The sequence below is a fragment of the Brachybacterium sp. genome (genome assembly GCF_036379615.1).
GTDB lineage: Bacteria > Actinomycetota > Actinomycetes > Actinomycetales > Dermabacteraceae > Brachybacterium.
In genome coordinates, this window is the sequence record NZ_DASVGJ010000080.1 from 1 (window position 1) to 26,352 (window position 26,352).

Genomic DNA, 26,352 nt, shown 5'->3' on the forward strand with positions numbered 1-26,352 from the left:
TTGTTTGACGAACCGGAGAACGAACGCCCACCGTTCAATGTGAGTCGTGAGCCGTGAGCCGTGAGCCGTGAGCCGTGAGCCGTGAGCCGTGAGCCGTGAGCCGTGAGCCGTGAGCCGTGAGCCGTGAGCCGTGCGCCGTGCGTCGCTCGCTGCACGCCATCCGCTCCGTGCCGCCGGCGGGCTCCGTCGGCCCGGGCCGTCTCAGACGACGAGCACCTCGCAGTTGGCGGAGAGCAGGAGCTTCTGCACGGTCAGACCCAGCAGGTGGCGGGCGAGGTCCTGCTGCCGGCGCACCCCCAGCACGAGCAGTTCGGCGCGCTCCGCGTCGACCACGTCCAGGAGGACGTCGGCGATGTCGTCCTCAGTGGTCTCTTGGCGGAACTCCACACGCACGGAGGCGCCGCGCAGATGGTCACGGGCGATCTCGCGATGCTGATCATCAGCGTGCCGCGGATCATCGGTGATCCCCTCGCGCAGCACGTTGACGACGATCAGCGGTCCACCGCGGTGCTCCGCCTCCTCGCGGGCCGCGGCCAGTGCCTTGAAGCCCACCTCGGTGGGGATGAATCCGACGACGACGGCCATCTGGTCTCCTGGAGTGCGGTCCGGGCGGCGGCCGCGCCCAGTCGGCATGCGGCCTGGCCAGATCCTACTGGTCCGAAGGAGGGATGCGGAGCAGAGCCGCTGATCCGGGCCCTGCTCCACGGGCCCTGCCCCACGGGCCCTCCTCCACGGGCCCTCCTTCAAGGGTCCTGCTTCACGGGCCCTGGACCGGGCGGTCAGGCGCGGCGCTGTCCGGAGAGCTTCTGGATCTCGTCCATGATGCGGACGTTCAGCAGGCGCCGCCGCACCCCCTTGGAGGCAGAGGGGTCGATGTCGGAGACGTCGATCGGGGAGCCGACGCGCACGGTGATCGCGCCCCGATGGGGGATCAGCCGGGAGAACATGTGCTGGGTCCCCTTCAGTCCCACCGGGATCACCGGGCATCCGGACTCGACGGCGAGCCAGGCCGCGCCCTGCTTGCCCGGGTGCAGCAGCCCGTCCTTGGACCGGCTGCCCTCGGGGTAGATCGCGAAGCCGTCGCCGTCCTTGAGGATGCTCAGCCCGGCCTGGAGCGCCCCCTTGCCGGAGGAGAGCGCCTCGCGATCCACCGGCACTGCCTCGACGGCCTCGAAGAACCAGTGCAGGATGCGCCCGCGCACACCCTTCTGGGTCCACAGCGTGTTCTTGGCGACGAAGCGGATCTGCCGGGGCAGCACGACGGGCAGCAGGAAGCTGTCGATGTTGGAGAGATGGTTCGAGGCGATCACGAAGCCGCCCTCGGCCGGGAGGTTCTCCAGACCGGAGACCCGTGGGTTCCACAGGAGCTTGACGAAGGGGCGCGAGACATTGCGGGCGCCGAAATAGAAGCGTCTGGCCACGGGGTCCTCCTGAGACGTGCTGATCCGCGCCCTACGATAAACGTGCCGGGCCCCTGCGCGGCGCGGCGCCCATCGGCGGGGGGTGAGGCGTCCGCCGGTGCCCGGCCCCTCGAGTGCAGGTGGGGCGGGGGAAGCAGCCCGACGGTGATCGGGTCGGTGTGGTAGAAACGGGCGTGCGCCCGGAGTGATCCGGGACGCACCGCCGGAGACGGCACGGCGCCCGCCGAGAGCCTGCGGAGCTGCCGCCGGTCCCGCCGAGCCCGAGGAGCCTCCCGATGCCGAAGACCCTGAACATCGCCGTGATCGGCGCCGGAACCATGGCGCAGGCCGTGCACCTGCCGGTGCTGCGGCGACGCTGGGACCGGTTCACCATCGCTGCGCTGGTGGACCATTCCCCCCGCCGTCGGCGCGAGTCCTCGGAAGTGTGGGGCCTCGAGGAGGACAAGCGCTACGAGTCGGTCGCCGATCTCATCGCTGCGGTGCGCGCGAAGACCCTCACCCTGGACGGGGCGGTGCTGTCGACCGACGGTCTGCACGTCGAGGATCTCCTCGCGCTCATGCGTCGCGGGATCCCGGTGCTGGCGGAGCCGCCGCTGGGCTATTCCGAGAGCGAGGTCGCGCAGATCGCCGACTTCGAGCGGATGAGCGGCCGTCGCCTGCTGATGATGGCCTACCCCCAGCAGTACGACGACTCCGTGGGCCGGATGTCCGAGCACATCGCCACCAAGGATCTGCGGATGGTGGACCACGAGGTGCTGATGCCGGCCAGCCAGCCGCTGTTCGGCGGTGCGCACGTGACCACCTCGTCCTACGATCTGCCCACCGAGAAGCGCTCCGCGCGGCGCAAGGCGCTGCAGGCCGCGGTCGAGGCGGGGGCGGGGCCCGGCGCCACTCAGCGCGATCGCGACCTCTACGTCAAGGGACTGCTGACGGGGGTGGCGCACCAGCTGGCGGTGATCGAGGGGTCCTACGGCCCGATCACGCGAGTGGTCGCGGTGCGGCACTGGCCCAAGGGCGTGATCCCCGGCTCGCTCGAGGTGCTCGGCGAGCTGGAGGGCGGGGCACAGGTGCGCCTGGTGTGGCACTACCTGCCGTTCGCCCCGGAGTACTCCGAGACCGTGCAGGTCCTCTCTGCGCGCCGCCGCATGCGCGTCGAGCTGCCGGCGCCCTCGCACGGCGATCGCCGTTCGACGATCTCCCTGCGGGAGAAGAAGAGCGGGGTGGTCCAGGAGACCGCGACGACCGCACCGAAGGGCGCGGCCGAGCTGATGTGGGAGGCCTTCCACGCCTTCGTGGAGAAGGGGACCCTGCCCGTCTCCGGTGCCGCCGAGGCGCGCGACCAGGTGATCCTGCTGCGCGAGGTGCTCGCCGGCATCGTCGCCGCTGACGGCCGCAGCCTCGAGGCCGAGGAGAGCGAAGGCGACGCCGAGGCGGAGCACGACGGAGCACCGGACGACGGTGCCGCTCCGGACGGCGGCTCCGCGCACGCGGGCGCCGCGCACACGGAGGAGGACGCCGACTCCGAGGGCACCGGCCCGGCGAACGACGATGCCGACCCCGAGGTCACGGGGATCGTGGGCGGCGTCGGAGCGATGTCCGTGGACGTGGCCCCCGGCCCGATGGTCGCGGACGACGAGGGCGTCGAGGCGGAGCCGACCGGCGCCGAGCCCGAGCCAGTCAAGGCGGAGCCGACCGGCGCCGAGCCCGAGCCGGCCGAGGCGGGGCAGGCCGAGGTCGAGCCGACCGACGCACCGGCGGAGATCGTCGACGTGTGGAGCCAGGACGACGCGCCGCGCGAAGCCACAGCGACGTCCGCTCCCGGCTCGGCGGACGAACCGGCAGCGGAGTCGTCGGCAGAGCCGTCCGCGACGGAGGCTCCCCTCCGCGAGGCTCCGCGCGACTGACCCGTCCGGGCCCGGGCTCCCGCCCGGCCCATACGACCCTCGCCGCCCGATCGGGCAGCGGGGGTCGTCCCGTCTGCGGCTCGGCACGACAGTGACACGCCCGAGGCATCTCGGCGACACGGCGGAGGCATCTCTCGGCGACACGGTGGAGGCGCTCCGGCGACACGCCGGGAGGACGGTCGGGACACGCCGAGAATCCGTCTCGCTCCGAGGCGATTCCCGCCACTTCCGCACCGCGGGAACACGCCGTCATCCACCGTCCGTCCGGACTGTCGCACCCGTCGTCCACACTCGACTGTGCATGCATCCTCGGGTTTCGTGCGTGGCGTCCGCGCTCCGTCCCCACTCCGGCCCACTCGTCCACAGCCCATCAACATCTGATTGTGGATGACAGTGTTGTAGTTCAGTACATCTAGTGGTGATCGCGCCGGGGCACCACTAGGTGTAGTGTTGACGTAGTCGCAGCGATCCGGGCCAGCCAGGCCCCAGGGGAGAGGCGGCACGGTCCTCCGGACCCCCAACGACAACCTGTGACACCCCCGCTCCCGCGCCTCGGCGCAGCGTTCGTGAAAGGCACTTCCCTTGGACATCACCGTGTACTCGAAGCCCCTCTGCGTGCAGTGCGATGCGACCAAGCGCGCGCTGAACAAGGCGGGCGTCGCCTACGACGTCGTCGACATCACCGAGGACGCCGACGCCCTCGCCACCGTGAAGTCCCTGGGCTACGTCCAGGCCCCGGTCGTCATCACCTCCGAGGATCACTGGTCCGGCTTCCGGCCCGACAAGATCAAGGCGCTCGCGGGCGCCGGTGCGCAGCAGCGCACCGCCACTGCGATCTGATCGCCGCGGGAGGCGTCGGCGTGACCAACCTCGTCTACTTCTCCTCGGTGTCGGGCAACACGAAGCGCTTCGTCGAGAAGCTCGGGATGCCGGCGCATCGGATCCCTCTCTACCCGAAGGACGAACGCCTCATCGTCGATGAGGATTTCGTCCTGCTGACTCCGACCTACGGCGGGGGCAACGGCCGCGGTGCCGTGCCCAAGCAGGTCATCACGTTCCTCAACGACGAACGCAACCGGAAGCACATCCGGGGCGTGATCGGCGCGGGGAACACCAACTTCGGGGAGGCCTACTGCTTGGCCGGGGACGTCATCTCCACCAAGTGCCAGGTCCCTCATATGTATAAGTTCGAGCTGTTCGGTACTCCGCGTGACGTCATGCGGGTCCACGACGGATTGGAAGAGTTTTGGCGACACTGACCGAGATGCCCCCGGTCGAGCACAACAGGCAGCTCGACTACCACGCGCTGAACGCGATGCTGAATCTGTATGGACCCGACGGGAACATCCAGTTCGAGAAGGATCGCGAGGCCGCACGGGAGTACTTCCTGCAGCACGTGAACCCCAACACGGTGTTCTTCCACTCGCTGCGCGAGAAGATGGACTACCTGGTCGAGAACAACTACTACGAGCAGGCCGTGCTCGATCAGTACGACTTCTCGTTCATCGAGTCCCTCTCGGAGCAGGCCTACGCCAAGAAGTTCCGCTTCCCCACCTTCCTGGGTGCCTTCAAGTACTACACCTCGTACACGCTGAAGACCTTCGACGGCAAGCGGTACCTCGAGCGGTTCGAGGACCGCGTGGTGATGGTCGCGCTGGGCCTGGCCCGCGGCGACGAGCTGCTCGCCCGGCAGCTGGTCGACGAGATCCTCGACGGCCGCTTCCAGCCCGCCACCCCCACCTTCCTCAACTCCGGCAAGGCCCAGCGCGGCGAGCTCGTCTCCTGCTTCCTGCTGCGCATCGAGGACAACATGGAGTCGATCGGTCGCTCGATCAACTCCGCGCTGCAGCTGTCCAAGCGCGGCGGCGGCGTCGCGCTGCTGCTCTCGAACGTGCGTGAGTACGGCGCGCCGATCAAGCACATCGAGAACCAGTCCAGCGGTGTCATCCCCGTGATGAAGCTGCTCGAGGACTCCTTCTCCTACGCCAACCAGCTCGGTGCCCGCCAGGGCGCGGGTGCGGTGTACCTCAACGCCCACCACCCCGACATCCTGCGCTTCCTCGACACCAAGCGCGAGAACGCCGACGAGAAGATCCGCATCAAGACCCTCTCCCTCGGCGTGGTCATCCCCGACATCACCTTCGAGCTCGCGAAGAAGAACGAGCCGATGTACCTGTTCTCCCCGTATGACGTGGAGCGCGAGTACGGCAAGCCCTTCGCCGAGGTGAACGTCTCCGAGACCTACCACGAGATGGTCGACAACCCCCGGATCTCCAAGAAGAAGATCAAGGCGCGCGACTTCTTCCAGGTCCTGGCCGAGATCCAGTTCGAGTCCGGCTACCCGTACATCATGTTCGAGGACACCGTGAACCGGGCGAACCCCATCGCCGGCAAGGTCACGCACTCCAACCTGTGCTCGGAGATCCTGCAGGTCTCGACCCCCTCGACCATGAACACCGACCTCTCGTACGACGAGCTGGGCCGGGACATCTCCTGCAACCTGGGCTCGATGAACATCGCCAAGGCGATGGACTCCCCGGACTTCGCCCAGACCATCTCCACCGCGATCCGCGGCCTGACCGCCGTCTCGGACACCTCGGACATCGAGTCCGTGCCGACGATCGCCGAGGGCAACCGCAGGTCCCACGCGATCGGGCTGGGGCAGATGAACCTGCACGGCTACCTGGCGCGCGAGCGGATCTTCTACGGCTCCGACGAGGGCCTGGACTTCACGAACATGTACTTCTACTCGGTCACCTACCACGCCATCAAGGCGTCGATGGAGATCGCGAAGGAGCGCGGCGAGCGGTTCTACGACTTCGAGAACTCGAAGTACGGCACCGGCGAGTACTTCGACAAGTACATCGACCAGGTGTGGGAGCCTCGCACCGAGAAGGTCCGCGGCCTGTTCGAGAACTCCTCGGCGCACCTGCCCACCCAGGAGGACTGGAAGCAGCTGCGCGCGGATGTCGCCGAGCACGGCATGTACAACGCGTACCTGCAGGCGGTGCCGCCCACCGGCTCGATCTCGTACATCAACAACTCCACGAGCTCGATCCACCCGATCGCCTCGAAGATCGAGATCCGCAAGGAGGGGAAGATCGGCCGCGTCTACTACCCGGCCCCCTACCTCACCAACGACAACCTCGAGTACTACGAGGATGCGTACGAGATCGGCTACGAGAAGATCGTCGACACCTACGCCGAGGCCACCCAGCACGTGGACCAGGGCCTGTCGCTGACGCTGTTCTTCAAGGACACCGCCACCACCCGCGACATCAACCGGGCCCAGATCTACGCCTGGCGCAAGGGCATCAAGACCCTCTACTACATCCGCCTGCGGCAGATGGCGATCGAGGGCACCGAGGTCGAGGGCTGCGTCAGCTGCATGCTGTGAGCGCCTGACCCTGCACGCACGGCCAGTCCCCGGGGAGATCCGGGGGCGGGCCGTGCGTCATGCCTGACGGGAGTCCGAGCTGGCATCGACCCAGCAAGCCGTCGACCCAGCAAGCCGTCGGCTCGACCGACGGCTCACATGCCGACGGGCGGGACCCCCGTGGGGTCCCGCCCGTCGGCGTCGTTCAGCGGGAGGGCCGCAGCATCGCCGACATCAACGACCTGCTCGCCCCCGTCGGGTCGGTGCCCCGGACGTGATCGTCCTCGACCACCAGGTAGCGCCCGCGCAGCAGGAGGACGGTCGCGCTGCGCTCGCCCTCCGGGCGGTGACGCACCAGCCGGACCGCGCGCGGATCGCTTCCCTCGAGCTCCTCCTGCCGGGCCCGAGGCAGAGCGGCGCCCTCCTCGAGGAGCTGATCCCAAGTCCGCTCACGACGCACAGGATCCTCGTCGAACACGCCGTGGATCCCGTCGGGCGTCGACGGGAGCACGACAGCGGGGTCGAGCGGCTCGACCGGGGAGACCGCAGCGAGTCGGAGCAGCAGTCCGGGCAGGACCGTGGTGGGGTGGATGCCGATCTCCTCGGTTCCCGCGAGGCCCCTGCTGCGACGCAGGACCCCGGTGCGGGAGAGCGTGAGCTCATGGACGCTGGAGGAGAAGGGCGAGGAGAGGGAGATCTCTGCGGTGCCTGCAGGCGAGGCGAGAACCGCACCCAGGGCCTCCAGGAAGGAGTCGGAGAGCTCGTTCGCCTCCGCCGGGACGTCCTGTCCCGCGCGCAGCGCGTCGATGAGTGACGCCACCTCCCGGCGGGGACCTGCGGCGAGAATCGGCGAGCTGGGGTCAGGGGTGATCATTCGAAGTCTCCTCCGGGGACGGCGCGGTGACGGCCCACGAGGCGGCGAGGGCATCGAGCGCCTTGCCATGCTCGGCGTCCACAAGTGGCAGGGTCGTGAGGGTGAGCGTCACCCCGAGCCCGGGCAGGAGGCGGCTCCAGCGACGGGTCAGGATCGTGACTCCGTGCTCGTCGGTCATCACCGTGGCGGTGTACCACTGCTCCGACTCGTCGCCCTCGTCCAGGGCCCGGTCGTCGAGCACCTGGAGGTCCGGCAGGGCGGCGAGCTGGGTGTCCCGGATGAGCGTCTGCCATCCGCGCAGGCGCGTCCCCTCCGGGAGCTGCACAGCAGTGAGCACGGCATTGGTCTCGATGCCCGGGTTCAGGGAGCGTCCGTCGGAGAAGGCGGCCAGCACGGCGTCGGGAGACGGCACCTCGCTCCACCCCGCAGGGAGGTCGAGAGCCATCGAGCGGATGGGCCCGTCCGGCACGCCGATGGTTGCGGTGCGCGTGGTCTGAGTCATGGCTCCAGCCTAGAGGTGCTCGACGCGGGCAGGGTCACGGACGGCTCAGTCGAGGATCGCGTCGATGACCGCGTCGCCCGCCGCACCGCCGACGTAGCTGCCCACCGCGTCGCCGACGAGGAAGCCGATCCCCCCTCCGATGGTCCCGCCGCCGAGGCCGGTGAGGATCGCGCCCGGACCGGTCGGGGCCCCTGCAGCCGCTCCTCCTCCGCCGCCGAACAGTCCACCGACGGCGACGCCGAGCGCCGAACCGGCGGTGCCTCCGACGAACGAGCCCAGTGCGTTGACGCCGCCGTCCAGAACCGAGCGTCCGAGACGCTCGGCGAAGGGGAGGTCGCTGTCCTGGTTCCAGCGCTCGACGCCGGCGAGCACGCCGGTGAAAGCATCGCCCACGAGCGGCACCGCGGAGCTCAGCGCCCGGCCGCCGGACTTCAGGATCTGCCCGGCGATGTCACCCGTGACCGTGACCCCCACGCCACCGAGGTTGCCGACGTTCGGGATCAGGTTGTCGACGAATCCGCTCCAGACCTCGCCGAGGAAGTCGACCGCGCCGCCGAAGAGGTCCCCGACACCGTCCAGCGCCTCGCCGATCCCGCCGAAGATATCGCCGAGAATCCCTCCGCCCTCGACCGACGAGGCGGACTCCTGCTCCTCCACGTCGCCGTCGAGCGCGTCCTGGCGCCGGCGGAGCTGGTCGACCGCATCGCGGAAGCGCGGCAGCGTCTCGCTGCGGAACCGGTCGCCGAAGGCGTCGGCGTCGGAGCCGATCCACTGCGAACCGACGATCGCGTCGATCAGCGATTGCAGGGAGCTCGCGAGGTCGTCGAGGCTGGCGGAGCGGTCCCCGACCCGCTGGGCGAAGTCCTCGACCTGCGCCGTGTCCATCCCGTAGAAGCTGTCCATGTCTCCGGTTCCCCTGCCCGCTGCGTCATGTGCCCGGTACAGGGCCCTGAAGATGCTCAGAGCCTAGAGAGTTCCGGGCCGGCGGTCGATGGGGACAACTCCCCACTCCCGTGACGACGACGGCGGGAGAGGGGGTGAGACCATGTCGCCATGGATCTCGTCGCTCTGCTCCTCGGACTGCTGTGCTTCGGCGCGGCGGTGCTCCTCGCCGTGGCCGCTGCCTGGTTCCGCTGGGGTCGCTCGCGCGCGGCGCGCTGGTGGGCGGCGCGGGAACCTGTCGAACAGCGGGGATACGGCCAGGCAGCAACCGAGGCGCTGGCGCTGTGGCTGCTCCCGTACGGGGCGCAGCTGCTCGCGTTCGCGGGCCTCGTGGCTCTGCTGTGGACCGTGCCCTGGAGTCGCGAGCACCTCGCCGAACCCGCTCTCTGGACTGTAGTGATCGCAGAGGTGGTGCTGGGTCTCGTGCTGATGGTGGTGGTGCGTGCCAGGACGGTGCTGCCGATCTGGAGCTATCCGGGGTGGCTGCGACCGCAGCGGGGTGCGGACCGGGAGCGGCTGCGGGCGATCATGCGGCAGCGCCGCAGAGCCTGAACCGGCAGCCCAGCGCGTCGTAGCTCAGCGCGTGGCGGGTGCAGGATCGATCTTCCCGTAGGTCATCCGGCGCAGCAGCCGTTCGGCCGGTCCGCGGATCCCGCGCGCGTCCATCCAGGTGGCGATCGGCAGGGACAGCAGCCAGACCGCGAAGGCGATCGCCAGCGCAGGTGCGGTCGAGAGGGACCCTCCGAGCCCGAGGCCCCAGGCGGCCATCAGCGGTGCGAGCAGCAGCGACTGGAACAGGTAGAAGGTCAGGGAGCGCTGACCGACCGCGGCGAGGGTCCGCTCGAGCGGGCCGGGCTCGCGGGTGCGGGCCGGGTCGGTCTCCGCACGGGGCACGCCGTAGGCCCGCTCGGCGGGGGCCAGGTCCCGGTCGGCCGACGAGTCCGGGCGCGGGGAGTGCTGGCCTGGCGCCCTCCCCTCGAGACGCAGGGCGAGCAGTCCGAACAGGGCCGCGTAGCCGAGACCGCAGGCGATGCCCGAGACGGAGCTGAGGCCGGTGAGCATCCACGGAGCGGCGGCGGGCAGCTCGTACGCGCCGAGGAGTGCGAGCGCCTCGGGCAGGCCGCCCGCCCAGCCGATCGTGATGCCGGCGATCGCCGTGCGTCGCAGCAGGCGCACATGCTGCCACGGCTCGTCGAGGATCCGTCGGCGAGCCGCGAGCCAGCCCAGCAGGATCGGCAGCGGCGCCCCCATCAGGGCCGCGAAGGGCAGGGCCACGAGCCACAGCCCGAGCCGGTACAGCATCGAGACGAGATACGGGGAGTCGTAGGCGAGGGCGCGGGTGAAGCCGGTGCCAGTGTCGACGCTCGCCATCTCGGCGGTCACGTCAGCCGGGATGAAGAATGCGAACGCCAGGCCGCTGACGATGCTCAGCAGAGCGAACGCCCCCATCGCGGCGGACAGTACGATCGCCCAGATCCGCAGGGTGCGCGAGCGGCGGCCGAAGAACCACCACACGAGCACGAGCGCGGACACCGCGTACACCCCGAGGATGTCGCCGAAGAACAGCAGTGCCGTGTGCAGTGCGCCGAGCAGCAGCATCGCCCAGTGTCGCCGACGCATCATCGCCCGCACGTTCGTCGCGGGCAGACCTCGGTCGATGCGTGAGCGGTAGAACTGCACCATGCCGTAGCCGAACAGGAACGCGAACAGCGGCATCGCGCGATGGTCCACCGCGACCGTCATCACGGCCTGCGCGATCGCGTCGAGAGGTCCGTCGGCGGGGATGTGCGGGGTGCCGCCGACGGACTCCGAGGAGCCCCACAGGTACCAGGAGACGTTCGCCACCGCGATGAGCGCGAGCATCAGCCCGCGGGCGATGTCCGGGGCGAGAGAACGGGCGGGCGCCGCGGAGGCGGTGTCGATGGCGGGGACGGGAGCGGGAGCGGAGGTCACGGCAGGGCCTTCCGGGGGGAGCGGGCGTCGTCGTGGCCACGCTAGTGCGACGGGCCCCGCCGGACCCACGACGAAAGTCATGGTCCGGCATGTCGATCGGTGGCGGGCGCCACCCCGTCCCGGCGGGCCGGAGGGCCTCCCGAGGGTCCCGGATGCCTAGACTGGCAGCATCCGATGACGACCCCCGAAGGAGCAAGTGAGGCTGCGGTGAACGACCACCTGAAGACGACGGTCCAGGCGATCAACTGGAACCGGATCCCGGACCCGAAGGACCAGGAGGTGTGGGACCGCCTGACCGGCAACTTCTGGCTGCCCGAGAAGGTGCCGCTGTCCAACGACGTGCAGTCCTGGAGCCGACTCTCCGAGCAGGAGCAGCAGCTGGTGATGCGCGTGTTCACCGGGCTCACCCTGCTGGACACGGTGCAGGGCACCGTGGGTGCCGTCTCCCTGATCCCGGATGCGGTCACCCCCCACGAGGAGGCGGTGTACACCAACATCGCGTTCATGGAGTCGGTGCACGCGAAGTCCTACTCCCAGATCTTCTCGACGCTGGCCAACACCAAGCAGATCGACGAGGCCTTCCGCTGGAGCGAGTTCAACGAGCCGCTGCAGAAGAAGGCGAACATCGTCATGGACTACTACACGGGCGACGATCCCGAGAAGCGCAAGGTCGCCTCGACGCTGCTGGAGTCGTTCCTGTTCTACTCCGGCTTCTACCTGCCGATGCACTACTCCAGCCGCGGCGAGCTCACCAACACGGCGGACATCATCCGGCTGATTATCCGTGACGAGGCCGTGCACGGCTACTACATCGGCTACAAGTTCCAGAGGGCCGTCGAGAAGGCCACCCCGGCCCGCCAGGCGGAGCTCAAGGAGTACACCTTCTCGCTGCTCATGGAGCTGTACGACAACGAGGAGGAGTACACCGAGGATCTCTACGACCCGGTGGGCTGGACCGAGGAGGTCAAGACCTTCCTGCGCTACAACGCGAACAAGGCGCTGATGAACCTCGGCTACGAGTCGCTCTTCCCGCAGGAGACCGTCGAGGTGAACCCGGCGATCCTCGCCGCGCTGTCCCCGAACGCGGACGAGAACCACGACTTCTTCTCCGGCTCCGGTTCCAGCTACGTGATGGGCAAGGCCGTCGAGACCGAGGACGACGACTGGGACTTCTGATCCGTCGCTTAGGCGTCCCGGCTGACGCGCGCCGCCATGAGCCCGGCCCCTTCGCGGGGGCCGGGCTCATCGCGTTCCGCGGCCTGGACGGGGGCCGCCGTTCGAGTCGGCCGACGAGAACGTGCAGCCGATGGGCACGTACAACCGATGAGCATATGCAGTCGATGCTGTCATTGCAGCAATGACTGCAATCCCGTAGGGTCGCAGCCATGGTGACCACTCGGGACTCCGCCGCGGACCTCGGCACCTCCGTGCACATCGCCCAGCCGGAGGGCGCGCTGCGCGTGATCATCCGCGGTGACCACGGCACGCCCGTGCTGCTGCTCAGCGGCGCCGGGAACGACAACATCTCCCTCAGCTGGCGGCGAGCGATCCCGGTGCTCGCGACGTCCTATCGCGTGATCGCCCTGGACTGGCCGAAGCAGGGCGGCTCGGTCCCCTGGGACGGCACCGCCGACCACGAGCGGATGCTGGCCGCGATCGACGCGGTGCTCGAGCACTTCGACCTGGAACGCATCGCCCTGGTGGGCATCTCCCAGGGCGGTGCGCTCGCGCTCGCCTACGCGATCGAGCGCCCGCACCGCGTGGAGAGGCTGGCGGCACTGGCCCCGGCGGGGGTCCTGTCCTTCCCTCCCGTCGTGCACCAGCTGCTCTGGCTGACGGCGCAGTCCCGCTTCCTCCACCGCACCGCGACCTCGTGGATCTTCCGCAGCCGTGCCGCCTGCTCCTGGTTCGCCCGGGTGGGCCTGTTCGGCGGCCCGGTCGACGAGTTCGACGAGATCGTCGACGAGTACCACGCGGACGTCCTGGCGCACGGCTCCGGCTCCTCGGACTGGCAGAACGGGTCCATCGGACCGCTCCGCATGAAGGTCGACCTGCGCCCGCGCCTGCCGGAGATCCGCTGCCCCGTGCTGATCATCCAGGGCAGCAAGGACGCCGGAGTCAGGCCGGAGCACTCGCGCGCCGCAGCGGAGGCCATCCCGCACGCCGACTACGTGCTGATCGAGGGGGCGGGGCACTGGTCCAACCGGGAACGCCCGGAGCAGGTCAACGCGCTGCTCACGGACTTCCTCGCGGCATGAGCGAGGAGAGGGCGCTGAGCGCACCCGGAGAGGCCGAACTCGACTTCGTCGACGAGGTGGCGACCTTCTTCGCCGCGGACGGCATGCCCCTGATCGCCGGCCGGGTGATCGGATGGCTGCTGATCAGCGATCCGCCGGAGCAGAGCGCAGCGGATCTCGCCCGGGTGCTGGAGGTCAGCCGCAGCTCGATCAGCTCCTCGACCCGTCTGCTCACCCCCAGCGGGCTGGTCGAAGGGGTGCGCCGGCGGGGAGACCGCCAGGAGTACCTGCGCATCAGCCCCGACGGCTGGAGCCGCATGCTGGCCTCGCGCTACGCCCGCACCGCCGCCTTCCGGCAGGTCATCGAGCGCGGCCTCGAGACGCTCCCGGAGCACCCGCCGCACCGCGGCGACCGGCTGGAGCACGTCGCGGAGCTCTACCGATTCCTCGAGACCGAGCTCCCCGCGATGTGGGAGCGGTGGGAGCGCCACCGGGACGCGCAGCGGTGACGGGCTGCCGGGACGGATCCGAGGAGCTCACGGCCGTCGCCCGCCTGGACCGCGCCGAGGAGGACGCCGATGCGATCCTGCGCGAGCGCGTCGCGCAGCTGCTCGGCCTCCAGCCCTCGGAGGTGCTGGTGGGCAGGTCCTGCCCCCGTTGCGGCTCCTCCGCCCACGGGCGCCCCTGGGCGCGGGGGAAGGGCCGACGGCACGAGGTGCCCGTGAGCCTCAGCCGCTGCGGGGAGCACCTGCTGACCGCCGTCGGCGGCCGGCGACCGCTCGGCGTCGACCTCGAGTCGATCAGCGCCGTCGGCCGCGGCTGGGACCCGGGACTGGTGCTGCACCCGAGCGAACGGGCGGGCGCGGAACGGGCCGGCCCGCGTGAGCAGGCGGCGCTCTGGGCGGGCAAGGAGGCGGTGCTCAAGGCGCTCGGCACGGGGCTCGGGACCCCGATGAGCTCCCTGCGCCTGGCCGACTTCGCGGTGGAGGCGCTGGCGGCCCCGCCGGGGCACGTCGCGGCGCTGGCCCGGCTCTAGCGTGCGCTCGCCGGCACCGGGCAGGGCGGCAGCGCGGTCTCGAACAGCCAGGGAGTGAGCAGCTCGGCGGCGTCCGCATCGGCCTGGTCCCGCACGTGCTCGAGGAACATCTGCGTGGTCACGGAGCCGCCGCGATGCGTCGCGAGCCAGCTCGTGACGAGCGCGAAGAAGCGCTGGTCCCCGAGGTGCAGGCGCAATGCGTGCACGGCCAGCGCCCCGCGCTTGTAGACCCGGTCATCGAACATGAGGTCGGGGCCCGGATCGGCCAGCTCCAGGTCGTCCTGCGGTAGCTCGACCAGCTTCGCGTGGTGCGCGTCGACCTCGGCCTGCACCGTGGAGACGCCGGACTCCTCCGCCCACAGCCACTCGCAGTAGCAGGCGAAGCCCTCGTGCAGCCAGATGTCCTGCCAGCGCGCGAGCGTCACCGAGTTCCCGAACCACTGGTGGGACAGCTCGTGGGCGATCAGCCGCACGCTGTCCCAGCCGGTGCCCACGAAGTTGCTGCCGAAGGTGGACAGCCCCTGCGACTCCAGCGGGATCTCGAGATCGTCGTCCGTGATCACCGCGGTGTAGGAGGGGAAGGGGTAGTCCCCGAACAGGCGCGCGTAGAAGGCGAGCATCGCCGGCTGCAGGGAGAAGGAGCCCTCGAGCTCGGCCTCGCGCAGCTGCTGCGGGGCGAGGGTGCGCACCGGCACCGGGGCGCCGGACTGCTCGAGCTGCCGGTAGCGTCCGATCTGGACGGTCGCGAGGTAAGTCGACATCGGCGCCGTCTGCTCGTAGGACCAGATCACGGCATTGCCCTTGCGGCGGGTGCCCTGCAGCTCCCCGGAGACGGCGACGGTGTAGTCCGGCGGCGCCGAGAAGGTGATCGCGTAGGTGGCCTTGTCGTCGGGACGATCGTTGCAGGGGAACCAGGTGGGGGCGCCGTGCGGCTGCGCGGCGACGATCACGCCGTCCTCCAGCTCCTCCCATCCGGCCGCACCCAGCGCCCGGGTGGTCAGCTGGCCGGGCTTGCCGGAGTACTTCACTCGCACCGTGAGCTCCTGCCCGGCGGTCGCCGGGAGCTTCAGCGCGATCCGCTGGCGCAGATGGGTGAAGCGGTGCGGTCGGCCGTCGACGAACACCTTGTGGGCGTGCAGACCATGGAGATCGAGATGGAGGGTGTCGGTCTCCTCCAGCACGCGGCAGCTCAGGGTCGCGTCACCGTCGAGGCGGTTCCCCTCGACCTTGTAGGCGAGGGAGAGGTCGTAGTGGAGCACCTCGAAGCTCGGGTCCCCGTGCCGGGGGACGTACGGGTCGCTGCCCGCATGGAGCGCTGCGGAGATGGTCATGCGTCGTCCTCCCAGGGGCCGATCGGGTTTCCCGTCCAGCGGGTGCCGGGCGGGACGCGCTCGCCGCGCATCACCAGCGACACGGGGCCGACGGTGGCGTGGCGGTCGATCGACGCGGCCGGCAGGATCACGCCGCCGGGTCCCAGGGTCGCACCCTCGGCGAGGGTGACGGTGTCCATGCTCAGCACCCGGTCCTGGAAGAGGTGGGTCTGGACCACGCAGCCGCGGTTGACGGTGGCGCCGGCGCCGAGGGTGACCAGGTCCGTCTCCGGCAGCCAGTACGGGTCGCACCACACGCCCGGTCCGATCTTCGCCCCCAGCAGGCGCAGCCAGAACGTCAGCGCCCAGGTGCCGGAGGTGATGTTCGCGAACCAGGGGGCGGCGAGCACCTCGGTGAAGGTGTCGGCCAGCTCGGACCGCCACACGTACGGGGTGAACAGGGCGTGCTCACCCGGGCGGTGGCGGCCGATGATCAGCCACTTCGCCACCACGGTGATCCCGGCGGCGAGCACCCCGGCCGCGAGCAGCACCGGCCCGCCGAGCACCAGCGCGGCCACCACGCCCCAGGGACCCTGCAGCAGCAGCGCGAACAGGACGATGCCGACGCCGACCGGCAGCAGCAGCGCCAGCAGCAGCGGGACGATCCGACCGGTCTCGACCAGACCGCGCTGGATCAGCAGGCGGCGCGGCGGATCGAAGGTGAGGGAGGTGTCGTGCTCGTCCTCGGTGCGGCGCAGCTTGCGCGGTGGGCTGCCCAGCCACGACGTGCCCGCCTTCGCGGTCTTGCGCCGCGGGGCGGCGGAGAGCACCGCGACCAGCGACTGCTTGGGCACCTTGCGGCCGGCGGCGAGCATCCCGGAGTTGCCCACGAAGGCGCGCTTGCCCACCTTCACACGCTCCACCCGGATCCAGCCGCCGCCCAGCTCATAGGCACCCACCAGGGTGTCGTCGGCGAGGAAGGAGTGCTCGCCCACCTGCACCAGCGAGGGGATCAGCAGCACGGTGGAGACCTCGGCGCCCTTGCCGACCTTCGCGCCCAGCAGGCGCAGCCAGAGCGGGGTGAGCGCTCCGGCGTAGATCGGGAACAGCCAGGTGCGGGCCTCGTCCAGCAGGCGCAGCGTGCCCCAGATGGACACGCCCGCCGCCGAGCGCACCGGGTGGTGGCCGGGTCGGATCGCGAGCGACAGCAGACGGGTCAGCACCACCACCAGCACGATCAGCACCCCGAAGCCCACCAGTGCCGCGAGCGGCAGCCACGGCAGGGCCGCGAGCACGGCGGCGGTGAAGCTGTCGGTGTCGTGCACGGCCGGCAGGAGCACCGCGGCCCCGGCCAGCATCGAGACGACGGGCAGAGCCGCGATCAGCAGGGACAGAGCGGCGAACACCAGCAGCCAGAGCGGGCGGCGCGGCGGCGCATCGACGGACCACGGACCGCGGGCCTTCGCCTGGTGCTCGGCGGGGGAGCCGGACCAGGCCTGCCCGGCGGGGACGTCGGTGAGCACGGCGGATCCGGGCGCGACCTCTGCGCCCTTGCCGACCCTGGTGTCCGGGCCCAGCATGCTGCGGGCACCGATGCGCGCCCGCTTGCCGATCCGGATCTGCCCGATCCGCAGCCGGTCACCGTCGATCCAATGGCCCGCGAGGTCGACCTCCGGCTCGATCGAGGCGCCGCTGCCGACCTCCAGCATCCCCGTGACCGGGGGCAGGGTGTGCAGGTCCACGTCCCTGCCCAGCCGCGCCCCGAGCAGGCGGGCGTAGAGCGGGAACCAGGCGGCGCCGGCGAGGTTCGTCGCCCCCAGCTCCTCCTGGATCTTCTCCGCGGTCCACAGCCGCAGGTGGACGCGACCGCCGCGCGGATGCTCACCCGGTCTCACGCCCCGCAGCAGCAGCCGTGCCAGCAGCGCGGCGAGAGCCATCCGTCCCGGCGGCAGCACGAACACCACCACCAGCGGGATCACCAGCCACAGCGGGAAGGCCGCCATCCAGGGCAGGTCGGTGAGCGCGGCGCCGAGAGTGGAGGCGAGCATCAGCCAGGCGAGCCAGCGCAGCGCCGCGAGGGCGCGCAGCGGTGGCAGGGCGAGCAGCTGAGCGATCTGCGTGCGCCGGCGCACAGGGGCCATGGTGCGGTCGCTGGCGACCGTGGAGGTGCCCATCGCCTCGAGATGGGCGGCGAGACCGGCGAGCGTGGAATGGGCGTAGATGTCGCCGACGGCGAGCTCGGCATGCTTCTCCCGCAGTCGGCTGACCACCTGCGCGGCGGTCAGCGACCCGCCGCCGAAGTCGAAGAAGTCGTCCTTGCCGGAGGTGGCCTCGGCGCCGAGCACCTCAGCCCAGATCTCCGCGATCCAGGCGGCGGTGCCGGAGAGCGCGCCGGAGGGCTCCCCGCGGCGCGGCAGCGGCCAGGGCAGGGCGTCCCGATCGATCTTGCCGGAGGTGCGAGTGGGCAGCTCGTCGACCACGGCCAGGCGCGGCACCAGCGCCTCGGGCATCCGCTGGCGCAGCAGTCCCTTCGCGATCTCGCCGTCATAGCCCGCATCAACGGTGAGGTAGCCGACCAGGAGCTTGTTCCCGGACCTCGTGGAGCGCACCGCGGCGGCGGCACCGACCACGCCGGGCAGGCGCAGCATCTGGTCGTCGATCTCGCCGAGCTCGATGCGGCGACCGCCCAGCTTGATCTGGTCGTCCACCCGCCCGGCGAACAGCAGGCCGGCGGGGTCGTTGATCACGTTGTCCCCGGAGCGGTAGGCGCGCTCCCACCCGAGGCTGGGCATCGGGGCGTACTTCTCGGCATCCTTCTCGGGGTCGAGATAGCGGGCAAGTCCCACCCCGCCGATGATCAGCTCGCCGGAGGCGCCCTCGGGCACCGGCTGCCCCTCGGTGTCGACCACGGCCAGGTCCCAGCCGTCCAGCGGCAGCCCGATGCGCACCGGGGGCGTCCCGTCGAGCATCGCGCCGCAGGCCACGACCGTCGCCTCGGTGGGTCCGTAGGTGTTCCAGACCTCGCGCCCGGGCGCCTGGAGCCGGGCGGCGAGCTCGGGAGGGCAGGCCTCTCCGCCCATGATCAGCAGTCGCACCTCGGTCAGAGCGCTGTCCGGCCACAGCGAGACCAGGGTGGGCACGGTGGAGACGATGGTGATGCGGTTGGCGGCCAGCCAGGGGCCGACGTCGACCCCGGAGCGCACCAGCGAGCGGGGCGCCGGCACCAGGCAGGCACCGTACCCCCAGGCCAGCCACATCTCCTCGCAGCTGGCGTCGAAGGCGACGGAGAGGCCGGCCATCACCCGGTCCCCGGGCGCGATGGGGGCGTCCTGGAGGAACATCCGCGATTCGGCCTCGACGAAGGCGGCGGCGCTGCGATGGGTGACCGCGACGCCCTTCGGCTTCCCGGTGGAGCCGGAGGTGAAGATGACCCAGGCGTCGTCCTCGGGCTCGGGCCCGCGCGGCGGCGTGACCGAGGCATCGGTCGCGGGTGCGTCGGTGGTGGGTGCGTCGGCGGGTCGCGCGGCGTCGGGGTGGGCGGCAGCGGTGGGCGTGATGACCAGGTCGTTGCCCACGACGGCGACCGCGGCGGACTCCTCGAAGACCACGCGGGCGCGCTCGTCGGGGTCGTCGGCGTCGACCGGCACATAGGCGGCACCGGCCACCAGGATGCCGAGGATCGCGACGTACAGGTCGGTGGTGCCGGACTTGATGCGCACCCCGACCTTGTCGCCGGGACGCACTCCCTGCGCGGCGAGCCGTTCTGCGAGCTCGGTCGCCGCCTCGTCGAGCTCGGTGTAGGTCAGGGTCTCCAGGCCGCTGTCCACCGCCGGGGCCTCGCCGTCGCGGGCGACGACGTGCCGGAAGAGGTCCACGAGCGTCGTGGGCGCGGGCGCCCGGTCCCCGGCGAGCAGCTCGGGCAGCAGGGAGGAAGAGTCGGTCATCGCAGCAGTCTGTCCCATCGATATGACGGCAATCGGTCCGGGAGTCGACGAACAGGGGGGATGTGGTGCACCTCTATCCCTCCGTGGACAGGCGTGGTCGCACTGTGGCGGACCGCACCTCCAGACCGCACGGTCGTCTTTGTGACCAGGGGTGTCGCTGCACATCCGGGCAGATCCTGCAGTCCGGGACCATAATGTGAACGCACCACCCTTTTCCTTCCCCCTCAATGAAATGGAGTTCCCATCATGGGTCTTCTCTGGGCAATCATTTCCTGGATCATCATCGGCGCGATCATCGGCCTCGTCGCACGGGCGATCATGCCCGGCAAGCAGGCCATGGGTCTCGGCATGACGATCATCCTCGGCGTCGTCGGCGCGATCGTCGGCGGATTCATCGGCGGCCTCCTCGGAGGCAACGGCGTCAGCGGCATCCTCGACAACCCGTGGAGCATCGGGACCATCCTGCTCGCCGTCGTCGGCGCGCTCATCGTCATGTTCGTCTACGGGCTGCTCACCAAGAACCGCGCCTGACGCGGAACTGAGGGCGCTCGAGTCTCCGCTCGAGCCCTGTCCCACGGCGGCGCCGTCCCGGTCATCCGGGGCGGCGCCGCCGCAGTCGCAGGGCCGCCCGACCGGTGCGTCGCCGGGTTCAGAGCGGGACGTCGGCCGTGCGCCTGCCCGCGTCCTCCACGGTGCGCCGCCCGGAGGACCAGCGCGCGGTGTCCGCTCCGAGCTCCGTCAGCAGCTCGGGATCCAGCAGCACCGTGAGCAGGGCGCTGCGGGCGCCGTACTGCGTCGGCTCGAGGCTCGCGCCGTGACCGGCGGCCCAGAGCCGCACTGCGTTCTCCGCGATCCCGACCTCCGCCGGCGGCACCTCGATCCGGGCGACGGCCAGCTCGGTGCGCCGCAGCAGCCGTGCCGCGTCGATGGCCTGCTCGATGCCCGCCGTGTAGGCGCGCACCAGCCCGCCCGCCCCGAGCTTCACCCCGCCGAAGTAGCGGCCCACGATCGCGAAGGTGTCCACCAGCCGTGCCTGGAGCAGGGACTGCAGCATCGGCATCCCCGCCGTGCCGGAGGGTTCGCCGTCATCGCTGGAGCGGTGCATCTCGGCCCGCTGCGCGGTCTCGCCGAGCACCAGGGCGGTGCAGTGATGGCGGGCGTCGGGATGCGCGGCACGGGCAGAACGGAGCAGCGCTTCGGCCTGCTCCACGCCCTGGACCCGGTGCAGGCGGGTGAGGAATCGCGAGCGCTTCTCGACCAGCTCGGTCTCGACATCGGCGGCGAGGACGAGAGGGTCAGGCATGATCTCGAGTGTAGGCGGGCCCGGCGGGCGATAGCCTGGTGTCGTCCCCGTCACCCTTCCAGGAGCTCCCCGTGACCCAGCCTCCCCAGTACCCCTCACCCTCCGGCCCGCTGTCTCCTCAGCCCGGTGGCCCCGCCCCGCAGGGCTATCAGCAGGCACCGGCGAAGAAGCCGTCGAAGGCTCCGAAGATCCTCATCATCCTCGGGTCGGTGATCCTCGCCCTCAGCCTCATCATCGGGGTGGTGCTGGCAGTCATCGGCTTCGGCGGGGTCGCGAGCGGGGCGGCGCAGTTCGAGGTCTTCGACAGCGGCAGCGGCACCGTCTCGGCGGAGGCCGGCGACAGTCTGCAACTGTACGCACCGGAGGACGAACCCGCCCCGCAGTGCATGATCGACGGACCGTCAGTGGGCGAGGGCACCTCCCAGTCCAGCGAGTTCGGGGACGGGGAGACGCAGTGGGTCTCCTTCGACTCCTTCACGGCAGAGGAGGCCGGCGACTACCAGATCCAGTGCGGTGACACCCCGGTGATGGTCGGCCCGCCGATCTCCATCGGCGGCATCTTCGCCGGCCTCGGCGGCATCCTGCTGGCCGTTCTCGGCGGTGCGCTGGGCCTGCTGCTGCTGGCGATCGGCGTGGTCCTGGTAATCCTGCGGAAGCGCAGGGCATGAGCGCTCCGGATTCCGCCGCCCTCCCGTTCCCGCTGGCCGCGGGGGAGACCCTCCTGCGCAGCGGGGGTGCGAACATGCAGCGCGGCGCGGAGACGGCCGGCGGCAAGCTCTACCTGACGAGTGAGCGGCTCGTGTTCATCGCCCACTCGTTCAACGTGCGCAGCGGCCCGTCCGAGGTGCCGCTCGCGATCATCGCCGAGGTGGGCACCGCGTGGACGAAGCTGTTCGGGGTGCTGCCCCTGCTGCCCAACTCGCTCGCCGTCACCCTGCGCGATGGCACGGTCCACAGCTTCGTGGTCACCGGCCGCGGTGCCTGGATCGTTGAGATCACCCGGGCCCGTGAAGGCGGGGCACCCGCCCGCTGAGGCCCCCGCTCGCGGAGACCCCCGCTCGCGCAGACCCTCGCCGCGGAGGTGTCTCAGGACGTGACAGAGCCCGGCAGGACATCGGTCCTGCCGGGCTCCGTCATGCGGGGCGCGGCGTCACGCCCTGGGGTTCACGCCCGGGGGTTCACGCGTCCTCGGTGACCAGCGGGTACACGCCGTTCTCATCGTGGACCTCGCGGCCGGTGACCGGCGGGTTGAACACGCACACGCACTTGATCTCGGTGCGCGGGCGCACGATGTGCTTGTCGTGGTCGTTGAGCAGGTAGAGGCTGCCGGGGGCGAGCTCGTGGATCTCACCGGTGGCGAGGTCCTCGATGGTGCCCTCGCCCTGGGTGATGAAGACGGCCTCGATGTGGTTGGCGTACCAGAAGTAGCTCTCGGTCCCCGCATAGAGGGTGGTCTCGTGCACGGAGAAGCCCACACCCTCCTTCGCGAGGATGATGCGCTTGGAGCGCCAGTTCTCCGACGTGATGTCGGCGTCGGTGCCTTCGACCTCGGCAAGAGTGCGAACGAGCATGGGGTGTCCTTCCGATGGATGGTCAGGGTCAGGGGGTCCTGCGCCCGGGGCGGTGCCCCGGCGCAGACCGTCGGCCCGCCGACGGGTGCGGCGGGCCGACGGAAGGGCGGTCTCAGGCGGCGAGCGCCTCGTCGACGGCGGCCTCGATGATGTCCAGGCCCTTGGCCAGGAGATCCTCGGGGATGGTGAGCGCGGGCAGCAGCTTGACGACCTCGTCGGAGGGGCCGGAGGTCTCCACCAGCAGGCCCTCCTCGAAGGCGCGCCCCGCGATCGCGCCGGCGATCTCGCCGCTGGGCATCTGCAGGCCGCGGGCGAGGCCCCGACCCTTGACGATCAGCTCGTGCTCGGCGTGCTTGGCCGCGATCTGGTTGAAGCGGCTCTCGACGTAGGCGCCCTTGGCGATGGTCTCCTTCTCGAACTCGTCATCGCTCCAGAACAGCTCGATGGCCTTGGTGGCGGTGGCGAAGGCCGGGCCGAAGCCGCGGAAGGTGCCGTTGTGCTCGCCCGGCTCCCAGATGTCGAGCTCGGGCTTGATGAGGGTGAGCGCGAGCGGGTGGCCGTAGCCGCTGATCGACTTCGAGAGGGTGACCATGTCCGGCTCGATGCCGGCCTCCTCGAAGCTGAAGAACTCGCCGGTGCGGCCGCAGCCCATCTGGATGTCGTCGACGATCAGCAGGATGTCGTGCTTCGTGCACAGGTCCGCGAGGCCGCGGAGCCACTCGGCGCGGGCCGCGTTGATGCCGCCCTCGCCCTGCACGGTCTCGACGATCACGGCCGCGGGCTTGTTCAGGCCGGAGCCGCCGTCGATGAGCATGTGCTCGAGGTACATGAAGTCCGGGACGACCTGGCCGAAGTAGTCGTCGAAGGGCATCGGCGTGGAGTGCACCAGCGGGATGCCGGCGCCGCCGCGCTTCATCGAGTTGCCGGTGACGGACAGGGCGCCGAGGGTCATTCCGTGGAAGCCGTTGGTGAAGCTCACGACGGACTCGCGCCCGGTGACCTTGCGGGCCAGCTTCAGCGCCGCCTCGACCGCGTTGGTGCCGCCCGGGCCGGGGAAGGCGACCTTGTAGTCCAGGCCGCGGGGCTTCAGGATCTTCGCGTCGAAGGTCTGCAGGAACTCGCGGCGCACGTCGGTGAACATGTCCAGGCCGTGCACCACGCGGTCCTCGAGGTAGTGGTCGATGACGACCTTCTTCAGCTCGGGGTGGTTGTGCCCGTAGTTCAGGGTGCCGGCGCCGGCGAAGAAGTCGATGTACTCGCGGCCGTCCTCGGCGGTCAGGACGGAGCCCTTGGCGTGGGTGAACACGGCGGGCCAGCCGCGGGAGTAGCTGCGCACGCCCGACTCCAGCTCGGTCGGGTCGACGGTGGGGGCGCTGACCTCGTCGGTCAGCTCGGGCTTCTCGGTGGTCTCGATCGGTGCGGTCATGGTCATGACATCTCCCTGGCGTGGTGGTGCGGTGGTCTGTGGATGGCGCCTGGGCGCGCTGAGGCGCCCGTGTCGACGGGGTGACTCGTGAGGTTCCGGCGCTCAGGTCCCGGCGTGCAGGCCGCTGATCACGTGCAGCAGCTCGGCCCCGTGGCCGGGATCCGGGAAGTGCGCCTCCTCGAGCAGCGGCTCGATGCTGTGCTCGGCGCCCTGGCGCTCCGCGAAGGAGGCGAACAGGCGCTGCGAGGCGGCGTTGTCGTCGGTGATCGTGGTCTCCAGCGTGGTGACCTGCGGGAGGTCCGCGAGGAGTGCGTCCAGGAGACGGCCGGCGATGCGCCGACCCCGCTGGGATTCGTCCACGGCGATCTGCCAGACGAACAGCCGCTGCGGCGCCGAGGGCCGCAGGTAGCCGAGCACGAAGCCGACCGGCTCTCCCTCATGGAGCGCGACCCGTGAGGTGGCCGCGAAGTCGCGGGCCAGGATCAGGTACGCGTACGAGGTGTTCAGGTCCAGCGTGCCGCTGTCGCGGGCGATCCGCCAGATGGCGGCGCCCTCCTCCATGGTCGGAGGGCGGAAGTCCAGGTCGGAGCCTTCTCCGGTGGCCTGGTCAGAGGTGGACGGGTGGTCTGCGCTGTGCGTCATCAACGGGCCCATATCGCTGACCACGGTATCGACAGCGGCGACGGTTGTGGACCCCCGGGGGTGGGTCGAGGGGGCCTTCCTCGGAGTGTCGTGACGCAACTGTGACCGTGAGGCATCAGAGGATCGGATTGTCGGACAACTGTGGACCATTCGTGCTGACCTGCGGTGATGTCGTTCCGGAGGGCGGGTTCCGGGCCGTCGGCGGCGGGGGCGTGTGGCGTGCGTCACGTGTCCGCGATGCGGGCCACAGCCTCGCGCGCGCGGGCACTGAACGTCTCGGAGGCGGTGCGAGATCCCCGAATGCGGGCGGTCGGCGGGAGGTCCCCGATACGGTCGAGGGCATGAACCCCCTCGAAACACTCAACGAGTTCCTCGGAAATGCCGAGGGCTGGCTGTGGACCTGGGCCGGCATGCCCGTGGTCGTGCTGCTCGGTCTCTACTTCACGCTCCGCACCGGTGCGGTGCAGCTGCGGATGATCCCCGCGATGCTCGGCGCCATCACCCAGAAGCCGCAGCGCGAGCAGGTGGGGGAGGGCCGTGACCGGACCGAGCGCACCAAGTCGCTCAGCGCCTTCCAGGCGTTCTCCATCTCCGCCGCCGCCCGCGTGGGCACCGGCAACGTCTCCGGTGTGGCCGGCGCGATCTTCCTCGGCGGCCCGGGAGCCGTGTTCTGGATGTGGATCATGTGCATCGTCGGCGGGGCGGCGAGCTTCATCGAGTCCACCCTCGCCCAGCTGTGGAAGACCCGTGCGGCCGACACCTACAAGGGCGGCCCGGCCTTCTACATCGCCCGCGGGCTCGGCAGCCGCGGCTTCGGAGCGTTCTTCGCGATCCTGTTCATCTTCTGCTTCGCCTTCGCCTTCACCTCGCTGCAGGCCAACACCATCGTCGACGCCGTCACCGGCGCCGTGGCCGTCTACACGGACCCGGAGGGCGTCGCCTGGCTCCCGATCGTGCTCGGCGTGGTGCTCGCGGCCCTGACCGCCGGGATCATCTTCGGCGGCATGCGCCGGGTCGCGACGGTCGCGCAGAACATGGTGCCCGTGATGGCTCTGGTCTACCTGGTGCTCGGCATCATCATCGTCGGCATGAACCTCGGCGAGCTGCCCCGCGTGCTGAGCCAGATCGTGGTCGAGGCCTTCGACCCGCAGGCCGTCATCGGAGGCGGCATCGGCGCAGTGATCGTCAACGGCGTCCAGCGCGGCATGCTCTCCAACGAGGCGGGCATGGGCTCGGTCCCCAACGTCGCCGCGACCGCGTCCGTCAGCCACCCCGTCCGACAGGGTCTGGTCCAGACCTTGGGCGTCTACTTCGACACCCTGCTGATCTGCTCGATCACCGCGTTCATCGTGCTGGTCTCCTTCCCCGACGTCTCCGTGGGCGGCGAGGGCCTGGTCATGGTGCAGGAGTCCCTGGCCTCCAACCTCGGCTCCTGGGCCGCGGTGCTGCTGGCGGCGATCATGTTGCTGCTCGCCTTCACCTCGGTGCTGGGGAACTTCTCCTACGGCGAGGCGAACATGCACTTCCTCACCGCCAAGCGCGGCTGGCACGTGGCCTTCGGCGTCGCCGTGGTGGCGCTGGTGTTCCTGGGGTCCGTCATCGCAGTGGACCTCGCCTGGACCATCGCCGGGGTGTCCATGGTGTTCATCGCCCTGATCAACCTGGTCGTCATCGCGATCCTCACCCCCACGGCGGTGAAGCTGCTGAAGCACTACAACGCCCAGCGCGCCCAGGGCCTGGACCCGATCTTCCTGGCCTCCGACCTGCCGGAGATCAAGAACGTCGAGGTCTGGGTGGAGGAGGACGTCTGCGACTACCAGGACGAGCGGGAGGCGGCCGCCTCCTCCGTGTGAGAACCGCCGGAGTGCCGGTCCGCTGCCCGCTCCACTCCCGGCCGACGGGCCGTGCTCG

At 70.4% G+C, this 26,352-nt stretch carries 25 protein-coding genes; 13 read left to right on the forward strand and 12 right to left on the reverse strand.

Annotated elements, in window-relative coordinates:
* Positions 1 to 201: 201 nt before the first annotated feature.
* Both VF289_RS19295 and VF289_RS19300 read right to left on the reverse strand, forming a co-directional pair.
* The gene (locus tag VF289_RS19295) at positions 202 to 585 is read right to left on the reverse strand and encodes a universal stress protein (RefSeq protein ID WP_330886091.1); all 384 of its coding nucleotides are present in this window, start codon (positions 583 to 585) and stop codon (positions 202 to 204) included.
* A gap of 194 nt (positions 586 to 779) precedes the next feature.
* Entirely contained in the window at positions 780 to 1,421 is a 642-nt protein-coding gene (locus tag VF289_RS19300) for a lysophospholipid acyltransferase family protein (RefSeq protein ID WP_330886093.1), read from the reverse strand.
* A gap of 275 nt (positions 1,422 to 1,696) precedes the next feature.
* Here VF289_RS19300 and VF289_RS19305 point away from each other — a divergent pair, with 275 nt between their 5' ends.
* The 4 genes from VF289_RS19305 to nrdE all read left to right on the forward strand — a co-directional run bounded on the left by VF289_RS19305 (position 1,697) and on the right by nrdE (position 6,722).
* Positions 1,697 to 3,325, forward strand: coding sequence for a Gfo/Idh/MocA family oxidoreductase (locus VF289_RS19305; RefSeq protein ID WP_330886095.1), 1,629 nt, complete (start codon positions 1,697 to 1,699; stop codon positions 3,323 to 3,325).
* A gap of 582 nt (positions 3,326 to 3,907) precedes the next feature.
* Positions 3,908 to 4,165, forward strand: coding sequence for a glutaredoxin-like protein NrdH (nrdH, locus tag VF289_RS19310; RefSeq protein ID WP_330886097.1), 258 nt, complete (start codon positions 3,908 to 3,910; stop codon positions 4,163 to 4,165).
* A gap of 20 nt (positions 4,166 to 4,185) precedes the next feature.
* Positions 4,186 to 4,584, forward strand: a complete 399-nt coding sequence (nrdI, locus tag VF289_RS19315; protein WP_330886099.1) for a class Ib ribonucleoside-diphosphate reductase assembly flavoprotein NrdI — start codon at positions 4,186 to 4,188, stop codon at positions 4,582 to 4,584.
* 5 nt (positions 4,585 to 4,589) lie between these two features.
* Positions 4,590 to 6,722: a class 1b ribonucleoside-diphosphate reductase subunit alpha gene (gene nrdE, locus VF289_RS19320; RefSeq protein ID WP_330886101.1), complete on the forward strand. Its 2,133-nt coding sequence runs from the start codon at positions 4,590 to 4,592 to the stop codon at positions 6,720 to 6,722.
* 184 nt (positions 6,723 to 6,906) lie between these two features.
* On the opposite strand, the gene VF289_RS19325 is transcribed toward nrdE, so the two are convergent.
* Genes VF289_RS19325 through VF289_RS19335 form a run of 3 tightly spaced genes read right to left on the reverse strand, consistent with a single transcriptional unit; the run spans position 6,907 to position 8,980 of the window.
* Positions 6,907 to 7,575, reverse strand: coding sequence for a hypothetical protein (locus VF289_RS19325; RefSeq protein ID WP_330886103.1), 669 nt, complete (start codon positions 7,573 to 7,575; stop codon positions 6,907 to 6,909).
* Positions 7,562 to 8,077 carry a hypothetical protein gene (locus tag VF289_RS19330; RefSeq protein ID WP_330886105.1) on the reverse strand — a complete coding sequence of 172 codons (516 nt, stop codon included), beginning with the start codon at positions 8,075 to 8,077 and terminating at the stop codon, positions 7,562 to 7,564. Before VF289_RS19330 ends, VF289_RS19325 begins: the two co-directional genes overlap by 14 nt.
* A gap of 45 nt (positions 8,078 to 8,122) precedes the next feature.
* Complete coding sequence (locus VF289_RS19335; RefSeq protein ID WP_330886107.1) at positions 8,123 to 8,980, reverse strand: WXG100 family type VII secretion target; 858 nt, start codon at positions 8,978 to 8,980, stop codon at positions 8,123 to 8,125.
* Positions 8,981 to 9,130: 150 nt separating this feature from the next.
* Between VF289_RS19335 and VF289_RS19340 the strand changes: the two genes are divergently transcribed.
* Entirely contained in the window at positions 9,131 to 9,571 is a 441-nt protein-coding gene (locus VF289_RS19340) for a hypothetical protein (protein WP_330886109.1), read from the forward strand.
* A 24-nt stretch (positions 9,572 to 9,595) separates the two neighbouring features.
* Here the strand turns inward: VF289_RS19340 and VF289_RS19345 are convergent, their stop codons facing one another.
* Positions 9,596 to 10,972, reverse strand: coding sequence for a DUF418 domain-containing protein (locus VF289_RS19345; RefSeq protein ID WP_330886111.1), 1,377 nt, complete (start codon positions 10,970 to 10,972; stop codon positions 9,596 to 9,598).
* Positions 10,973 to 11,146: 174 nt separating this feature from the next.
* On the opposite strand from VF289_RS19345, the gene nrdF reads away from it, so the two are divergent.
* From nrdF to VF289_RS19365, 4 genes are all read left to right on the forward strand, one after another.
* Positions 11,147 to 12,148, forward strand: coding sequence for a class 1b ribonucleoside-diphosphate reductase subunit beta (nrdF, locus tag VF289_RS19350; RefSeq protein ID WP_330886113.1), 1,002 nt, complete (start codon positions 11,147 to 11,149; stop codon positions 12,146 to 12,148).
* Positions 12,149 to 12,357: 209 nt separating this feature from the next.
* Entirely contained in the window at positions 12,358 to 13,230 is an 873-nt protein-coding gene (locus tag VF289_RS19355) for an alpha/beta hydrolase (RefSeq protein ID WP_330886115.1), read from the forward strand.
* Complete coding sequence (locus tag VF289_RS19360) at positions 13,227 to 13,718, forward strand: GbsR/MarR family transcriptional regulator (RefSeq protein ID WP_330886117.1); 492 nt, start codon at positions 13,227 to 13,229, stop codon at positions 13,716 to 13,718. The genes VF289_RS19355 and VF289_RS19360 overlap by 4 nt, the downstream gene beginning before the upstream one ends.
* On the forward strand, positions 13,688 to 14,245 hold the full coding sequence (locus VF289_RS19365) for a 4'-phosphopantetheinyl transferase family protein (RefSeq protein WP_330886119.1): 558 nt from the start codon (positions 13,688 to 13,690) through the stop codon (positions 14,243 to 14,245). Before VF289_RS19360 ends, VF289_RS19365 begins: the two co-directional genes overlap by 31 nt.
* On the opposite strand, the gene VF289_RS19370 is transcribed toward VF289_RS19365, so the two are convergent.
* Together VF289_RS19370 and VF289_RS19375 are read right to left on the reverse strand one after the other, a co-directional pair.
* Positions 14,242 to 15,576, reverse strand: coding sequence for a M1 family metallopeptidase (locus tag VF289_RS19370; protein WP_330886121.1), 1,335 nt, complete (start codon positions 15,574 to 15,576; stop codon positions 14,242 to 14,244). The genes VF289_RS19365 and VF289_RS19370 overlap by 4 nt on opposite strands.
* Positions 15,573 to 19,499 (reverse strand): Pls/PosA family non-ribosomal peptide synthetase, encoded by a 3,927-nt coding sequence (locus VF289_RS19375; RefSeq protein ID WP_330886124.1) that lies wholly within the window; start codon positions 19,497 to 19,499, stop codon positions 15,573 to 15,575. The genes VF289_RS19370 and VF289_RS19375 overlap by 4 nt, the downstream gene beginning before the upstream one ends.
* A gap of 246 nt (positions 19,500 to 19,745) precedes the next feature.
* Between VF289_RS19375 and VF289_RS19380 the strand changes: the two genes are divergently transcribed.
* Positions 19,746 to 20,030: a GlsB/YeaQ/YmgE family stress response membrane protein gene (locus VF289_RS19380; protein ID WP_330886126.1), complete on the forward strand. Its 285-nt coding sequence runs from the start codon at positions 19,746 to 19,748 to the stop codon at positions 20,028 to 20,030.
* Positions 20,031 to 20,148: 118 nt separating this feature from the next.
* On the opposite strand, the gene VF289_RS19385 is transcribed toward VF289_RS19380, so the two are convergent.
* Positions 20,149 to 20,802, reverse strand: a complete 654-nt coding sequence (locus tag VF289_RS19385; protein ID WP_330886128.1) for an IMPACT family protein — start codon at positions 20,800 to 20,802, stop codon at positions 20,149 to 20,151.
* Between the two features lie 71 nt (positions 20,803 to 20,873).
* Here VF289_RS19385 and VF289_RS19390 point away from each other — a divergent pair, with 71 nt between their 5' ends.
* Positions 20,874 to 21,470, forward strand: coding sequence for a hypothetical protein (locus tag VF289_RS19390; RefSeq protein WP_330886130.1), 597 nt, complete (start codon positions 20,874 to 20,876; stop codon positions 21,468 to 21,470).
* Complete coding sequence (locus tag VF289_RS19395) at positions 21,467 to 21,835, forward strand: hypothetical protein (protein ID WP_330886131.1); 369 nt, start codon at positions 21,467 to 21,469, stop codon at positions 21,833 to 21,835. The genes VF289_RS19390 and VF289_RS19395 overlap by 4 nt, the downstream gene beginning before the upstream one ends.
* Positions 21,836 to 21,980: 145 nt before the next feature.
* Here VF289_RS19395 and VF289_RS19400 read toward each other — a convergent pair whose 3' ends face one another.
* From VF289_RS19400 to ectA, 3 genes are all read right to left on the reverse strand, one after another.
* Positions 21,981 to 22,373, reverse strand: coding sequence for an ectoine synthase (locus VF289_RS19400; RefSeq protein ID WP_330886133.1), 393 nt, complete (start codon positions 22,371 to 22,373; stop codon positions 21,981 to 21,983).
* A 112-nt stretch (positions 22,374 to 22,485) separates the two neighbouring features.
* Positions 22,486 to 23,805: a diaminobutyrate--2-oxoglutarate transaminase gene (gene ectB / locus VF289_RS19405; RefSeq protein WP_330886135.1), complete on the reverse strand. Its 1,320-nt coding sequence runs from the start codon at positions 23,803 to 23,805 to the stop codon at positions 22,486 to 22,488.
* 96 nt (positions 23,806 to 23,901) lie between these two features.
* Positions 23,902 to 24,441 (reverse strand): diaminobutyrate acetyltransferase, encoded by a 540-nt coding sequence (ectA, locus tag VF289_RS19410; protein WP_330886137.1) that lies wholly within the window; start codon positions 24,439 to 24,441, stop codon positions 23,902 to 23,904.
* A 341-nt stretch (positions 24,442 to 24,782) separates the two neighbouring features.
* On the opposite strand from ectA, the gene VF289_RS19415 reads away from it, so the two are divergent.
* Positions 24,783 to 26,294: an alanine/glycine:cation symporter family protein gene (locus VF289_RS19415; RefSeq protein WP_330886139.1), complete on the forward strand. Its 1,512-nt coding sequence runs from the start codon at positions 24,783 to 24,785 to the stop codon at positions 26,292 to 26,294.
* Positions 26,295 to 26,352: the final 58 nt, after the last annotated feature.

Bases quoted from the DNA above. Each gene is read 5' to 3' on its own strand.
- VF289_RS19295 (WP_330886091.1), bottom strand. From the start codon at position 585: ATGGCCGTCGTCGTCGGATTCATCCCCACCGAGGTGGGCTTCAAGGCA.
- VF289_RS19305 (WP_330886095.1), top strand. From the start codon at position 1,697: ATGCCGAAGACCCTGAACATCGCCGTGATCGGCGCCGGAACCATGGCG.
- nrdE (WP_330886101.1), top strand. From the start codon at position 4,590: ATGCCCCCGGTCGAGCACAACAGGCAGCTCGACTACCACGCGCTGAAC.
- VF289_RS19325 (WP_330886103.1), bottom strand. From the start codon at position 7,575: ATGATCACCCCTGACCCCAGCTCGCCGATTCTCGCCGCAGGTCCCCGC.
- VF289_RS19330 (WP_330886105.1), bottom strand. From the start codon at position 8,077: ATGACTCAGACCACGCGCACCGCAACCATCGGCGTGCCGGACGGGCCC.
- VF289_RS19335 (WP_330886107.1), bottom strand. From the start codon at position 8,980: ATGGACAGCTTCTACGGGATGGACACGGCGCAGGTCGAGGACTTCGCC.
- VF289_RS19340 (WP_330886109.1), top strand. From the start codon at position 9,131: ATGGATCTCGTCGCTCTGCTCCTCGGACTGCTGTGCTTCGGCGCGGCG.
- nrdF (WP_330886113.1), top strand. From the start codon at position 11,147: ATGACGACCCCCGAAGGAGCAAGTGAGGCTGCGGTGAACGACCACCTG.
- VF289_RS19355 (WP_330886115.1), top strand. From the start codon at position 12,358: ATGGTGACCACTCGGGACTCCGCCGCGGACCTCGGCACCTCCGTGCAC.
- VF289_RS19360 (WP_330886117.1), top strand. From the start codon at position 13,227: ATGAGCGAGGAGAGGGCGCTGAGCGCACCCGGAGAGGCCGAACTCGAC.
- VF289_RS19370 (WP_330886121.1), bottom strand. From the start codon at position 15,576: ATGACCATCTCCGCAGCGCTCCATGCGGGCAGCGACCCGTACGTCCCC.
- VF289_RS19375 (WP_330886124.1), bottom strand. From the start codon at position 19,499: ATGACCGACTCTTCCTCCCTGCTGCCCGAGCTGCTCGCCGGGGACCGG.
- VF289_RS19380 (WP_330886126.1), top strand. From the start codon at position 19,746: ATGGGTCTTCTCTGGGCAATCATTTCCTGGATCATCATCGGCGCGATC.
- VF289_RS19385 (WP_330886128.1), bottom strand. From the start codon at position 20,802: ATGCCTGACCCTCTCGTCCTCGCCGCCGATGTCGAGACCGAGCTGGTC.
- VF289_RS19395 (WP_330886131.1), top strand. From the start codon at position 21,467: ATGAGCGCTCCGGATTCCGCCGCCCTCCCGTTCCCGCTGGCCGCGGGG.
- VF289_RS19400 (WP_330886133.1), bottom strand. From the start codon at position 22,373: ATGCTCGTTCGCACTCTTGCCGAGGTCGAAGGCACCGACGCCGACATC.
- ectB (WP_330886135.1), bottom strand. From the start codon at position 23,805: ATGACCATGACCGCACCGATCGAGACCACCGAGAAGCCCGAGCTGACC.
- ectA (WP_330886137.1), bottom strand. From the start codon at position 24,441: ATGACGCACAGCGCAGACCACCCGTCCACCTCTGACCAGGCCACCGGA.
- VF289_RS19415 (WP_330886139.1), top strand. From the start codon at position 24,783: ATGAACCCCCTCGAAACACTCAACGAGTTCCTCGGAAATGCCGAGGGC.